The 14,185-nt window shown below is 42.6% G+C and carries 14 protein-coding genes; 8 read left to right on the forward strand and 6 right to left on the reverse strand.

Translation table 11 applies throughout. From position 1 onward, the window contains the following. Positions 1-304: 304 nt before the first annotated feature. Positions 305-517, forward strand: coding sequence for a DUF2061 domain-containing protein (locus F895_RS13170; protein WP_227501348.1), 213 nt, complete (start codon positions 305-307; stop codon positions 515-517). Between the two features lie 53 nt (positions 518-570). After that, the gene (locus F895_RS13165; protein WP_005239919.1) at positions 571-1,434 is read left to right on the forward strand and encodes a LysR family transcriptional regulator; all 864 of its coding nucleotides are present in this window, start codon (positions 571-573) and stop codon (positions 1,432-1,434) included. Here F895_RS13165 and F895_RS13160 read toward each other — a convergent pair. From F895_RS13160 to F895_RS13150, 3 genes are all read right to left on the reverse strand, one after another. Next, positions 1,431-2,216: a glycine-rich domain-containing protein gene (locus F895_RS13160; RefSeq protein ID WP_005239927.1), complete on the reverse strand. Its 786-nt coding sequence runs from the start codon at positions 2,214-2,216 to the stop codon at positions 1,431-1,433. The genes F895_RS13165 and F895_RS13160 overlap by 4 nt on opposite strands. A 98-nt stretch (positions 2,217-2,314) precedes the next feature. Next, the gene (locus F895_RS13155; RefSeq protein WP_005239929.1) at positions 2,315-3,745 is read right to left on the reverse strand and encodes a DUF2252 domain-containing protein; all 1,431 of its coding nucleotides are present in this window, start codon (positions 3,743-3,745) and stop codon (positions 2,315-2,317) included. 137 nt (positions 3,746-3,882) lie between these two features. Then, positions 3,883-4,533 (reverse strand): HAD family hydrolase, encoded by a 651-nt coding sequence (locus F895_RS13150; RefSeq protein ID WP_005239932.1) that lies wholly within the window; start codon positions 4,531-4,533, stop codon positions 3,883-3,885. A 184-nt stretch (positions 4,534-4,717) separates the two neighbouring features. Between F895_RS13150 and F895_RS13145 the strand changes: the two genes are divergently transcribed. Both F895_RS13145 and ptsP read left to right on the forward strand, forming a co-directional pair. Continuing rightward, positions 4,718-5,194 carry an RNA pyrophosphohydrolase gene (locus tag F895_RS13145; RefSeq protein WP_004656060.1) on the forward strand — a complete coding sequence of 159 codons (477 nt, stop codon included), beginning with the start codon at positions 4,718-4,720 and terminating at the stop codon, positions 5,192-5,194. A gap of 93 nt (positions 5,195-5,287) precedes the next feature. Next, a complete protein-coding gene (gene ptsP, locus F895_RS13140) occupies positions 5,288-7,582 on the forward strand; it encodes a phosphoenolpyruvate--protein phosphotransferase (RefSeq protein ID WP_005239933.1) in 2,295 nt (764 codons plus the stop codon). Between the two features lie 72 nt (positions 7,583-7,654). Here the strand turns inward: ptsP and F895_RS13135 are convergent, their stop codons facing one another. Next, the gene (locus tag F895_RS13135) at positions 7,655-8,104 is read right to left on the reverse strand and encodes a hypothetical protein (RefSeq protein WP_005239935.1); all 450 of its coding nucleotides are present in this window, start codon (positions 8,102-8,104) and stop codon (positions 7,655-7,657) included. A 611-nt stretch (positions 8,105-8,715) separates the two neighbouring features. Here F895_RS13135 and F895_RS13130 point away from each other — a divergent pair. The 3 genes from F895_RS13130 (at position 8,716) to F895_RS13120 (ending at position 11,173) form a co-directional block, all read left to right on the forward strand. Then, a complete protein-coding gene (locus F895_RS13130) occupies positions 8,716-10,236 on the forward strand; it encodes a catalase (RefSeq protein ID WP_005239937.1) in 1,521 nt (506 codons plus the stop codon). Positions 10,237-10,328: 92 nt separating this feature from the next. Then, the gene (locus F895_RS13125) at positions 10,329-10,769 is read left to right on the forward strand and encodes a thiol-disulfide oxidoreductase DCC family protein (protein WP_005239939.1); all 441 of its coding nucleotides are present in this window, start codon (positions 10,329-10,331) and stop codon (positions 10,767-10,769) included. Continuing rightward, the gene (locus F895_RS13120; protein ID WP_005239941.1) at positions 10,766-11,173 is read left to right on the forward strand and encodes a DoxX-like family protein; all 408 of its coding nucleotides are present in this window, start codon (positions 10,766-10,768) and stop codon (positions 11,171-11,173) included. The genes F895_RS13125 and F895_RS13120 overlap by 4 nt, the downstream gene beginning before the upstream one ends. Here the strand turns inward: F895_RS13120 and F895_RS13115 are convergent. Next, positions 11,160-12,212 (reverse strand): MBL fold metallo-hydrolase, encoded by a 1,053-nt coding sequence (locus F895_RS13115; RefSeq protein WP_005239943.1) that lies wholly within the window; start codon positions 12,210-12,212, stop codon positions 11,160-11,162. The two genes, F895_RS13120 and F895_RS13115, sit on opposite strands and share 14 nt — an antisense overlap. 391 nt (positions 12,213-12,603) lie before the next feature. Between F895_RS13115 and F895_RS13110 the strand changes: the two genes are divergently transcribed. Further along, positions 12,604-13,524 (forward strand): LysR substrate-binding domain-containing protein, encoded by a 921-nt coding sequence (locus tag F895_RS13110; protein ID WP_005239946.1) that lies wholly within the window; start codon positions 12,604-12,606, stop codon positions 13,522-13,524. Between the two features lie 40 nt (positions 13,525-13,564). Here F895_RS13110 and F895_RS13105 read toward each other — a convergent pair whose 3' ends face one another. Next, on the reverse strand, positions 13,565-14,173 hold the full coding sequence (locus tag F895_RS13105) for a glutathione S-transferase family protein (protein WP_005239948.1): 609 nt from the start codon (positions 14,171-14,173) through the stop codon (positions 13,565-13,567). Between the last annotated feature and the right edge of the window lie 12 nt (positions 14,174-14,185).

The following is a 14,185-nucleotide window of genomic DNA, read 5'->3' on the forward strand; positions in this document are numbered from 1 at the left end:
GGTATTTTTGATCTTAACTTGATTATAGCGATGCTTTTGCATAAATCTAATTTATCATTTTTATAAATTAACAAACTTTTTGGAATGATAAATTATGCTTTTTAATTACTCTTCCTTTATGAAATTAAAACGATGATAAATCAAGCTGTTCCACTCTATCCTTATTCTTGCATGTGGTTTTTTTAGCCAAATTTAATCAAATCCTCGACTCATTTATAAATTCAATCAGCATAAATCAAAATTTCTTTTTTACATTTTAAATGATAATGATTATTATTTAATTAAATAGCGATTCTGTAGGGTGATCCTCATGTCAAATATTCAACAATTTGTACTCAACAATAAACGGACTTTGAAAAAAACCTTGAGTTATTACATCATGCATATTAGTGTGGCGATGATGGTTGCCTACCTGATTACAGGCAACTGGCTTATGGCAGCCACCTTAAGTTTGATTGAACCCACGGTGCAAGCCTTTGCTTTTTTCTTCCATGAAAAAGTCTGGAATTACTTCTAATTCAAAAATACTGCATATAAAACTAATTTTAAAATCTCCTTGGACAAGCCTGTATGAACCTCGCTGCTTTTGAAGCATTTGTCAAAGTGATGGAAACTGGTTCAATTTCTATCGCGGCAGAACAATTATTTATTACCCAGCCTGCGGTCACCAAACGGATTCATAGCTTAGAAGACTATTTTGGGGTCAAACTGTTTGAATCCGCAGGGCGAGGTATTCAACCCACCCATGCAGCACATTCTCTATTGCCTAAAGTTCGTACATGGCTCAACGAGTTGGGGGAAATCCACCATACCTTGAGTCATGAGCAGGCTCAGGTTCAAGGTCGTTTAAAGATTGGTACCAGTCATCATATCGGCTTGCATCATTTGGCAGAGCCACTTAAAAACTTTGTGCAGCATTTTCCTCAAGTCATTTTAGATGTCCATTTTGTCGATTCAGAACAGGCTCATGAACAGGTCTTGGCGGGTGAACTGGAACTGGCTTTTTTAACCTTACCGCCAGCTGGAGATGACCGACTCAACTATGTCACGATCTGGAATGACCCACTGGTATTTGTGACTGCACCCTTCCACCCCTTAGCCCAGCAAAGCCAACTGAAACTCGAAGACTTAATTGCCTACCCAAGTTTATTACCTGCCGCACAAACCTACACCAGTCAGATTACACTCGCCGAATTTGAAAAAAACAATCTTAAACCCAAAATCACCATGAGTAATAATCCGCTAGAGTCAATCAGGATGCTGGTATCGATTGGCCTTGGCTGGTCAGTCCTGCCGAAAACCTTGGTCAATCGCGATTTAAAACAACTCGATTTAAAACTGAATATGCAGCGCCAGCTTGGTATGGTCTGGCATCCTGCCCGAATTCAGTCCAAAGCCGCTGAAGAACTTGTTCGCATGATGCAGGTGGGCTAATCCCCTCCTCCGCTGCCACAGCTGCTGCAACTACTACAGCTATTGCTGCTACTGCTACAACTCGAAGATGATGAAGATGGCTGAGCCTGCAGATAGTGCATATAATCTTTGGTCATCAATTCAAGATCAAAATACTGGCCATCTTGCCAATTTAAAACCTGATCAACCGCAAAAAGTCGTGGCAATAACAGGGTATTTCTAGGCGGATAAGCATGCAGACCACAACTGACTCGCCATGCCTCAAAAAATTGTTGGGTCTGCTGTTTTGAGGTTGAGCTACCGTCATTGGGCTGATGATGTAAAAATCGGCCTAAGGTTTGCTTACATAGGTCCTGATATTGTTTTGGAAATTCCAGCATGACGTGCCACAAGGCATCAACTGCATCTGAAGGCATGGCATAGGCTTGTTTTCGAATCACATGCAAAGCCAAATAGTCCTTAAAACCAGCCTCGAGCAATTGTTGTTGCTTGAGACTCACCTCTGGATAACGAAATCTAAATCTTTCCCAGAACACAGGATCAAATTTGAATTGATCAATCTTTTGTAATTTTTTAGATTTGGAGCGTGCAATCAAGGCAAGATTCAGCACAATCACTGTCCACATGAACGGCAAGATGACCCAAGCGCTAAAAAACTGTTGCTGCCAACTGTACATGAAGATCAACAGCAAGATCGGAACAGCAATCCATCTGGTTTTGATCATCGGCTGCTGCCGTTTTAACTGTAATAATCCGTCCAGCAAGCGAGCCGTCTGCACGTTCTGATTTATTGTTATTTGCATGCTTTAATCTTAAAAATGAAAGATGACCATCATATGACAAAAAGCGCCCTTTGCAGGGGCATCATTTGTTATCCCCACAGGCGGGTTTGCAGCGACACTTAAAGATCTTGAGCAAGCTGAATCTTGGCATCTGCAATTGCATTCATAAACTGCTGATAATCACTTAAATTACGCTCAGCAGACTGAGTTGCATAATCCTGCAAGATCTGGGTAATGGTATTCCCTTCCCCCAAATAGCCCTTCAATACATCGACGTTACCTGCTTTGGCATGCGCATGAGCCAGCGCAAGACCGCAGCTATCGGCATATTCATAGAAAAATGCTTCATCCATCCCAGAAAGATCAATCGAAATCTTCATATCTCGTAGTTGACGCACTAGATAATGCTGCTGTCCTTCTGTTGAAAAACCTAAGAAGATATCACTTGCCGCCTGCATCAGTTGCTGCCCCCGTACAACCCGCTCACCTTCATGCACAACAGGCTCTGGAAAAAGCGGACTCAAAATCGAAGGCGTCGATTCCTTCATTTGCAAAATCAGCGGATCTCGATCTGCATCTTCAAATAGTGCAATCGCTGCACGTGTCCCAACACTGCCTACACCCACCACCTTGAGTGCGACATCCGTCCGTTGGTAACGATCAAACAGCACTTGTCGATCGTATTTTAGCGAATCACGATATAACTGAAAAAAAGCATCTGCATGCTGACCAAATGGTTCATCCGCTTTGGGATGCCACAATAAGGGTTCATCATCAATAAAATGCCGGAATCCAGATTCACCCTCTTGCTGGGTCAATTTCGGTAATATCGAGGAACTATCACGAGAAGGTGCACTATTTACTTTCTTTTCTAGTTTTTTACGGACTTTTTGATTTTCCGTTTTTTCTAATAAGATCGTCGCATCAATGCGTTCATACCAGATTTGCACAGGAGATAAGGCAGTTTGTTGATCCAGATGCGAGATATAGGCGCTGATCATATTCTGAATGGCTTTCAAGCCTGAACTTTCCTGCAAACCAATCTCTTTCGCTGCAATCACCAGACTGGTCACCAGACGTTTTAAATCCCATTCAAATGGTGCAACCAAAGTTTCATCAAAATCATTAATACCGAATAACAGATTACGCTCTGGGCTGGCAAAACCACCAAAATTACTTAAATGGCAGTCACCACAAATTTGCTGGAATAAGCCAGAATTAGAGGGTTCCCATGCCTGATCGAATAGCATGAGTGCAGGCATTCCCCGATAAAAAGTAAAGGGCGAGACACTCATCCGTTTGGCACGAATCGGTTTAAGTTTCTCCAAACGTCCCTGATTACTCCATTCATAAATAGTCAGTGCCGTGATTGCTTTGGGGCGTTGCGACAGTTGTGCCAGTTGCTCTCTCGGAATTTTTTTACGTTGTGCTTTACCTAAGGCCAAGCCGTCACTCTTGGTCAGTAATTTACCTTGATAACGATGTCTGGTTAAATCGATGCTCTGTTCAGTCCAGAGTTGTTTTGGTAATTTAATGCGTTGTTCTGACATATCACGCTCTCAATCTATTCGTTAATATTTTCTATATTTTTCTAAAATATAATAGGTCATTCAATATTTTTTCTTGTTGTTGATAAATAGCCAAATATTCCCGTTACTCAGGTAATATTTGGCATCCATGCCTCAGCTTATATTGACCAGTCCTGAATCTCCCAAGCCTGCGCTTGTGCCAGTTTTTCCAGACGGTCATCCGGATTGACTGCGATCGCATGCGTCGCATATTCAAGCAGGAAGCGATCATTGATTGAATCCGAGTAAGCCCATGACTCGTTCACCGTTCGCCCAGCCAGCCATTGATCCAAACGTGCGAGCTTGCCCTTTTGATAGCAAGGAATACCTGCTACCTTTCCAGTATATTGCCCATCCTGCACTTCTGCATTGGTGGCAATAATCTCGGTAATACCAAATTCACGGAAAATTGGTGCAGTAATAAAATCACTGGTGGCGGTAATGCCCACAATCGCATGGCCAAGAGCCTGATGCTTTTTAATCGCATCGAAACCTTTGGGGCGCATTTGTGGCCGAATCACCTTCTGCATAAACAACTGATGTAACTCAGTTAAATAAGCATTATCGTGCTGGGTGAGAAATTCAAATACAAATTCATTATAGGCAATCGGGTCAAGCTGCCCAGCTTTATAATCTTCATAAAACTTGTCGTTCATTTGACGATGATGAACTGGATCAACCAAAGCTTCATTGACCAAAAACTCTCCCCATGAATGGTCAGAATCGGTATTTAACAGCGTGTGATCTAAATCAAACAAAGCCAATTGCATAGAATTTCTCGTTTAAACTGAAAATTAAGAAAAAAAATGTAAATCTATCTCCGCTAGTCGATAGAAATTCGTTAAGATCATAGCAATTTTTAAACATTTTACTTTGACCTTTTTCGAGTTGGACAAGAAGAGTGACTGTCCCCGAGATCAAAGTCAACGATATAGATAAAATTTAGGTAGCCAAATGATCGACTCAGAAGGTTTCCGACCCAACGTCGGGATCATTTTGGCAAACGATGACGGACAAGTTTTATGGGCAAAGCGCATTGGTCACAATGCTTGGCAATTTCCACAAGGAGGAATCCAATTTGGAGAAACCCCTGAACAGGCACTTTTTCGTGAACTGAGAGAAGAAGTCGGTTTATTGCCCGAACACGTCCAGATTATAGCGCAAACAAAAGGTTGGCTGCGTTATCGTTTGCCGCATCGGTACATTCGGTCAGATTCAGATCCGGTATGTATTGGACAAAAGCAAAAATGGTTTTTACTGAAGTTAACGGCATCGCCCCATCATATTCAGTTAAACCTGTCAGACCCACCCGAATTCGATGAATGGCAATGGGTGAGTTACTGGTACCCATTGGGTCAAGTGGTCAACTTCAAACGTGATGTTTACCGTAAAGCCATGATGGAATTATGTTTACAATTACCTCAGCGTTAATTGTTGAAAAATCATCATTTTAAGCAATGATTTTTAACAAGAGAGCTGTTATAACTAGGTCTATAACGATTCAATAAATTGGAGTAAACATCCATGTCAAACATGCAGCTCGACACCCTTAGACGCATTGTGCAAGAAATTAATGCGTCCGTCAGTTTGCATGAATCATTGGACATTATGGTCAATCATGTGGCCGATGCCATGCATGTGGATGTTTGTTCTATTTACCTGCTGGACGAACGGAATCGCCGTTATGTGCTGATGGCGTCCAAAGGTTTAAAACCAGAAGCGGTTGGTAATGTCGCCTTAAATGTCGGCGAGGGTCTCGTTGGTCTGGTAGGACAACGCGAAGAAATTGTTAACCTAGACAACGCGCCTAAACACGAACGCTTTGCCTATCTGCCTGAAACAGGCGAAGAGTTATTTAACTCATTCCTTGGCGTTCCTGTGATGTATCGCCGTAAGGTCATGGGCGTGCTCGTGGTACAGAACAAAGAACCTCAAGATTTTAGTGAGGCGGCTGAATCCTTTTTGGTCACACTCTGTGCGCAGCTTTCAGGTGTGATTGCCCATGCCCATGCAGTGGGTAATATCGATGTTTTCCGTAAACCAACGACTGGTTCAACTTATAAAACATTCCAAGGTGTTTCAGGTGCAGGTGGGATTGCTTTAGGCCGTGCTATTGTGCTCTATCCACCTGCTGATCTGACTGTCATTCCAGATCGCGAAGCAGAAGACATCAGTGAAGAATTAGATTTGCTTGATCAGGCGATTGCTGCTGTTCGTTTGGAGATTCAGTCTTTAGATGAAAAAATGCAAGACTCGCTGATGTCGGAAGAACGCGCTTTATTCAGTGTCTTCCTGCGTATGCTAGATGAGAATGCCCTGCCAAGTGAAATTAAAGATCATATTCGTGCCGGCAGTTGGGCTCAGGGTGCCGTACGCAAAGTGATCGACAAGCATGTGGTCCTGTTTGCACAAATGGAAGACGATTATCTGCGTGAACGTGTCTCTGATCTCAAAGACCTTGGTCGCCGAATTTTGGCTTGCTTGCAAGAAAACGATACCAGTCACCGTGAACTGAGCCCAGACAGTATTTTAATTGGTGAGGAAATCAGTACTGCGGCCTTGGTTGAATTGCCCGTGGATAATATTGCTGCGATTGTCACTTCTGAAGGCGCAGCCAACTCCCATATGGTCATTGTCGCGCGTGCGCTGGGGATTCCAACGGTGGTGGGGGTCACTGAATTACCCATCACAACACTGGATGATATCGAGATGATTGTGGATGCCTATCAGGGCCGTGTCTTTGTCAATCCACCACGCCGTTTACGCCAACGTTATAAAGAAGTGCAAAAAGAAGAAGAGCAAATCGCCAAAGATTTAAAGCAATACGAAACCAAAGATGCGATTACCCCAGATGGCGTATCCATTCCGCTATTCGTCAATACAGGTTTGATGATTGATGTGGTGCGTGGTGTACAACGTGGTGCCAAAGGTGTGGGACTCTATCGTAGTGAAATTCCTTTTATGCTACGTGAACGCTTCCCTGGTGAAGAAGAACAACGTGCCATTTACCGTCAACAGCTCAGCCATTTTGCCAACAAACCTGTGATTATGCGCACTCTGGATATTGGTGCGGATAAAGATTTGCCTTATTTCAGTATCGAAGAAGAAAACTCGGCCTTGGGTTGGCGTGGTTTACGCTTCACGCTGGATCATCCTGAAATTTTCTCTGCACAAATTCGCGCCATGCTCAAAGCCAGTATTGGCCTGAATAATTTGCATATCTTATTGCCGATGGTCACCAGCGTCAGTGAAGTTGAAGAAGTGCTGTATCTGCTGGAACGTGACTGGATTGCAGTACAGGAAGAAGAACAGGTTAAAATCACCAAACCGAAAATCGGCATCATGGTCGAAGTGCCTAGTGTGCTGTTACAGATCGATGAGTTTGCTGAATTGGTTGATTTTTTCTCGGTCGGCTCTAACGATTTAACCCAGTATTTACTGGCAGTGGATCGTAATAACCCGCATGTGGCCAACGTCTATTCGCATTTCCATCCATCCATTTTACGTGCGTTAAAACGCTTAGTAGAAGACTGCCACATTCATCAGAAACCCGTCAGTGTCTGTGGTGAAATGGCAGGTGATCCGTTATCAGCAATCTTGCTGATGGCCATGGGCTTTAATACTCTTTCCATGAGTTCGAGCAACATTCTCCGAGTCCGCAAGGCGATTTGTCATGTTCCAATGAGCGACGCCAAAAAACTATTGGATGATGTGCTACAGATGAATAACCCGCTGGTGATTAAAAGCTGGCTGGAACATTATTTCAAAACGCACGGTCTAGCAGATATGGTCAAATCCAACCGTTTGGTGAGTGCATAAAACATCAAGCTTTCAAATACCAAAAGAGCGATTATTTTTTAATAATCGCTCTTTTGGTATGGGGCTGATTTATTATTTTAAATAGATCTGCTGTTTGCTGCGACCTGGCGTGACGCTCGGGAATTTACGATCATAATCAATCACAATCGCATCTTTACCCGTCAAGTTTTTAGCATCCGATTCCCAGGTCACATAATAGCTAATTTCGGCATCATCACGTACAGGGGGCTGAATGCGCTGACGGTGATCTGCTGGAAGGGTAAATTCCACTGAAAATGGCACTTGCGACACTTGTACTTTCTTTTTCTCGATCAAGGTCGCCGGGACATCCGCCATCCGTTTTTCTACGGCGTATAAACTCACAGTACCCTGCTGTTGTGCCACCTGATGTGTACTTGGGCCAATAAACTCAACATTCAATGTTTGTGAAGCATGTACTTTGCTGTGATCGTTATGAGACATCGATGTACAACCTGCGAGAACTGTTAAGGATAACCCGAAGCCCAAAGCTAACTTTTTCATTGTTTTAATCTCTTCTCTAAAGATATACCCAAAATAGCATAACAAATGCTGAAATTCTGATGACTTACATATCTGCTACTGAGTATTATTTTTTTGAAAAAATAATTTAACTACAAATAATTGCATCTATTTGGCCACAGCACCCACCGCCATTCACCACACAGAAAAAACCATTAGAATTAGCTCTACGGGTCTTTTTACATAACTCCAACATGTAAAATAGACATCCTTCAAGAAAAGCATTGTTTTTATTTTACCGAATTCAATCGCCTCTTCAGGTCTAAGCAATACACTAAGTCTTTATTTTTTCATGATCTTTTATCTTTTCTTAACAATTTTCATATCCACAAACACCCAACTCATGTTTAAGATTTAGTCAGCTTCAATCGAATAAAGCATTTATGACATCAACTTTAATCCATTGGAAAAAAAGCTTTCATCAACCTAGAGTAAAAATACAAAGGATGTGAACTCAATCATTGTAAATCGCAACTTAGGCATCTGAAATTTCGATACCCAATTTACATATGAGCCAGTTAAACATTCATATCTTTGAACGGTCAAACAATTAAGGTGACCTAGCTCACAGGTCATCTTGACGGAGATAGAACATGAGCCAAGACGATAAAAAATGTCCTTATAGCCACTTAACTACTGATTTTGGAGCCCCTGTCGTGGATAACCAAAACAGTATGACAGCTGGCGCAAGAGGGCCCTTATTAGCCCAAGATTTATGGCTAAACGAAAAACTTGCTAATTTTGTCCGTGAGGTCATTCCAGAGCGTCGCATGCACGCCAAAGGTTCAGGTGCATTTGGCACGTTCACGGTCACTCATGATATTACTCAATATACCCGCGCTAAAATCTTTAGTGAGATCGGCAAAAAAACAGAAATGTTTGCACGTTTTACCACGGTTGCTGGTGAACGTGGAGCAGCAGATGCGGAACGTGATATCCGTGGTTTTGCTTTAAAATTCTATACTGAGGAAGGGAACTGGGATATGGTGGGAAATAACACCCCAGTATTCTTCTTGCGTGATCCGCGTAAATTCCCCGATTTAAACAAAGCGGTAAAACGCGATCCAAAAACCAATATGCGTAGCGCAACCAATAACTGGGATTTTTGGACTTTGCTACCAGAAGCATTACACCAAGTCACGATCGTGATGTCAGACCGCGGCATCCCTTCGAGCTACCGCCACATGCACGGCTTCAGTAGTCATACCTATAGTTTCATCAATGCAGCCAATGAGCGTTTCTGGGTCAAATTCCACTTCAGAACTCAGCAAGGCATTCAAAATCTGACTGATGCTGAAGCAGGCGAACTGGTTGGTCAAGATCGCGAAAGCCATCAACGTGATTTATTCGATGCAATTGAGCGTAAGGATTACCCAAAATGGACGCTTTATGTACAGGTCATGCCAGAGCAGGATGCAGAGAAAGTTCCATATCACCCATTTGATTTAACCAAAGTTTGGCCACATGGTGACTATCCATTGATCGAAGTTGGTGAATTTGAGTTAAACCGCAATCCTGAAAACTTCTTCCTTGATGTTGAGCAATCTGCTTTCGCACCAAGTAATCTGGTACCCGGCATCAGTGCTTCACCAGACCGTATGCTACAGGCGCGTCTGTTTAACTACTCCGATGCACAACGCTATCGTCTGGGTGTGAATTATCAACAAATCCCTGTTAATGCTGCACGCTGTCCTGTGCATAGCAACCACCGAGATGGTCAAGGTCGTATCGATGCCAACTATGGCGGCTTACCACATTATGAACCTAACAGCTTTGGCCAATGGCAAGAGCAGCCTCAATACAAAGAGCCTCCATTGAAAATCAATGGCGATGCAGATTTCTGGGATTATCGGGAAGATGACAACGATTACTTTAGCCAGCCACGTGCCCTGTTCGAGTTGATGACCCCTGAACAACAAGATGCGTTATTTGGCAATACTGCACGCGCCATGGGTGATGCTTTGGACTTCATCAAGTATCGTCATATCCGTAACTGCTATGCTTGCCACCCTGCTTATGGAGAAGGTGTTGCAAAAGCACTCGGTCTTACGGTTGCAGATGCACAAGCTGCTCGGGAAACCGATCCAGCCCGTCATTTGCCTAGCTTTTTGTAAGTCTTAAATATTGAAATCAAAAGCCATCCTCGGATGGCTTTTTTAATGCCGTTGGGTGACAATTTATTTAATCTCTTATTAGAAAAATAACCATGCAAAAACCATTACAGCAACTGATTCTAAGCCATAACATCATCCTGTTCGATGCAGTGTGCGTACTCTGTTCAGCTTGGGCAGATTTTATGATCAGGCATGATCAACACTACCAATTCAAATTGGTATCGGTACAATCCAGTTTAGGACAACAGCTCCTTGCCTATTGCCATCTTCCTACTGATCACTTTGAAACGATGGTTTTATTGGAAAATGGTCAATGCTATACCGAATCAACTGCTTTTCTCCGTATCATTCAGCGCCTCGATTTTCCGTATTCCAGTTTGAGACATGCCCGTCTTGTGCCTAAAACCATCCGAGATTTTGCTTATCGATGTGTCGCATTAAATCGTTATCGCCTTTTTGGTAAAACTAAACAATGTTATGTGGTGACTCCAGATATTCAGCAACATTTTCTCTTGGATGAGGTTGTCGCATGAATAGCGAAAAACAGACTATTCAACAGATCTTAACGTTTTGTCAGTGGGTGATTGGCAGCCTTTGGATTTATCAGGGATTAATGCCGAAGTTAATTTTTCAGGTGCCAGATGAACAATATCTTTGGCAACAACTCAATATCGCGCCATCTTATATGGCATGGATGATTTCACTTTCAGGTCTCGCCGAAATCATTGTTGGTAGTCTTTTTTTCTGGATCCAGCATAAATATTTGCACTTGCTCAGTATCATCAGCCTAATTGGCTTACTTATTTTGGTTTTACTGATTTATCCAGACAAGATTTATCAGGCGTTCAATCCTGTTGTCATGAATATTGCGTTGGCAAGTCTTTCGGTGATTTCACTTCACTGTATTCAAGCACTACAACATGCTAAGCCCGAATAAAGTGTCCTTCACGGATACAGTAAAAAGGACTCACCAGTTTGGAGGAAGATTTCATGGCCTGCTGCAGTTCATGCTCGGGGGCATCCCGATCTTCATCGGTCAACTGAAAGGTACGGTAATGAATTGCCAGTGAACGATGGGCATGCAAATCCAGATGAGCGTGAAATGCATCCTGCGGATTCATATGCACATAACGCATCAGCAACCTTGGCTCATAAGCCCCGATCGGCAATAAAGCCATTCTGGCATCGCCATAACGTTCATGAATGTGTTTAAAGTGTCCTGAATACCCGGTATCCCCTGCAAAGAAACAATGTCCTGTTTTGGCAAGTAAAGAAAATCCCCCCCACAAGGCGCGATTCTGATCTCGTACACCTCGCCCAGAAGTATGCTGTGCAGGTGTATAGGCAATCTTTAATTCATCATGAAACGGGATTTCCTGCCACCAATCCATTTCGATCACATGTAAATGCTTCGGCATGTAATACGCATTGCCCAGCCCCGTATAAATTGGCATTTCGAATTTTTGATGTAGCCAGTCTAAAGTCGCCAAATCCATATGATCATAATGATTATGGCTCAGCAATATGCCATGAATCGTTGGCAGATGTTCAAGCGCAATCCCTGCGGGGCAAACACGGCGCGGGCCATTGCCCTGTTTCGGGCTGACATATTCACACCAGACGGGATCGGTCAGGAAATTATAGGGGCCAATTTGAATCAGAACAGTTGCATGCCCAACAAACCAAATCTGCCAATCATTGAGATCCGCATGTGGACGGTTTTGTGGCAACTCCAGCATTTGATTACGCAGGTTGGACTCATGGTTATGATCTATCTTCCAGGTAGAAGACTGACGTGTCGCTAACCATTTTAATAAGCCTTTACGATCAAATGGGGTTAAAGGTTTTTCCAGATTATAAAAACGATCAATCCCACAGTGATCAGAAGCCTCATGCGGAAAAGGAGGTTTTGCCCAAGTATGGCTCAAGCAAGATTGTGTCGGCAATTGGTAGGTTAATGTCGGCTTATCTTTCATGTATTTCTTCTTTGCTGGAATCGTATTGCATGAGGTTGCTAAGGTTATTTCGCGTTTAAATCCTAGAGATATTTTGATGCGCGAGTCTTTAAAATCATGATGATTTTTCTACTATTATCGCCTCATTCCAGATTCCTGTAACTGGTCTCTGATCCTAACATAAGCTTATTAGTTATGCTGATTTTCTCCCACAGAGTCAACACAATTTTACCGAACTAATAAGGCTTGATGACAATTCGGTTCAAATTTAAAAAAATGAATACTCTATCTATTTTAATATTTTATAAAAAAGCATATTGTGTATAAAATCATCTTAGCCATAATGCGCCCATCGCATGATGTTCTATTCAGCATAACCAAAAGAACAATAAGACACTTCTGGACCCGTCTTATGGAATTACGTCATTTACGCTATTTCATTACCGTTGCTGAAGAACTGAGTTTTAGTAAAGCAGCACTGAAACTACACACAGCACAGCCCTCACTTAGTCAACAAATTAAAGATCTCGAAAATGATGTTGGTGTACAACTGTTGCACCGGACCAAACGAAAAGTTGAACTTACCGATGAGGGGCAAGTTTTTCTGGAACAGGCTCGTTTAACCCTGATTCAAGCGGAGAAAGCCATCGTCATGGCGCGCCAAGTTGCTGCTGCTAAAGCTCAATGTTTAAGCATTGGTTTTGTTCCCTCGGCAGAAATTCGTATTTTCCCTTATCTATTACCACGCTTGAGGTTCAAATTGCCGAAACTGCAGATTCGAACGCTCAACCTGAAAGAACGGGATCAGATCAGCAAACTCAAAAAAGGTGATTTGGATATTATTTTTATTAATCAAAAATTCGAAAATGAGACTTTTGCAAGCCAATTGGTTTTTAAAGAACCGTTGCTGTTCCTGCTTCCCAAACAGCACCCTTTGGCCCAATGTGTAAACATTGACCTCGCGCAACTGCACAACCTCCCCCTCACGATTTTGACCGCTAAGCTTTCCCCCGCTTTGGCGCAAAGCATTACCCAGTACATTAAGCAGCAACAGATTCATTTTCAATGTATAGATGAAGCCGCAACCATCGCTGAAGCGATTCAAATGGTACAATCAGGTCGACACTGTGCCATTTTGCCTGCCTATATCCAAGCCTTAGCCACCGAGCACGTTGTTATTGGTCATTTAAGTCATGCACTTCCATATCTGGAGGTCTATATGAGCTATCAAAGACATGAACCGAGTCTCGCAATAAAGCAATTACTGACCGAAATCAGCCGTATCTTTGCATTAGACAGCTCATCCACACGTAAACGGACTATTGTAAAATAAAAAAAGCCGAGTTCAGTCGGCTTTTTAGCGCTACACGGACTTAGACATTGCTAAAGAATGCAGCAAATTTTTGGTAGCTTGGACGCTGTTTAACATTATTTAGATAATGTTCAATCGCAGGATGAGATTGAACGTCACCCATTTTCAATTGCCAAAATAACATAGCAGCAACCGTGACATCGGCGGCCGTAAATTGCTGACCACATAAATAGGGATCAACCTCACTTAATCCTTGCAGCAAGGCATTATAGGCATCTTGATAATCGCCATATCCCACCGATACTTTCTGATCTGCTGCCACTTCAACACCCAACTTTTTATTGGTCGATGCTGCTTCCCACGGGCCAGAGATAAAGAACAACCAGCGATAATATATCCCACGTTTAGGGTCATCCAGTGCTGGTGCCAAACCTTTTTCGGCAAATTTATCGGCCAAATACGCACAAATTGCATCTAACTCATATACAACAATATCACCATCCACCAGTACAGGCACTTTGCCAAAGGGATTAATTTTTAGATATTCTGGAGCTTTCATTTCGGTTTGGAAAGCAACTTCAATACGTTCACATTCAATGCCCAATTCAATGAGCAACCAGTCAACCACGACGCCACGCGAAAAATTATTGGTATAAAGTTGAAGAGCCATTTTGATATTTCC

Origin of the sequence: Acinetobacter sp. CIP 64.2 (genome assembly GCF_000369645.1) — a bacterium.
Lineage (GTDB): Bacteria > Pseudomonadota > Gammaproteobacteria > Pseudomonadales > Moraxellaceae > Acinetobacter.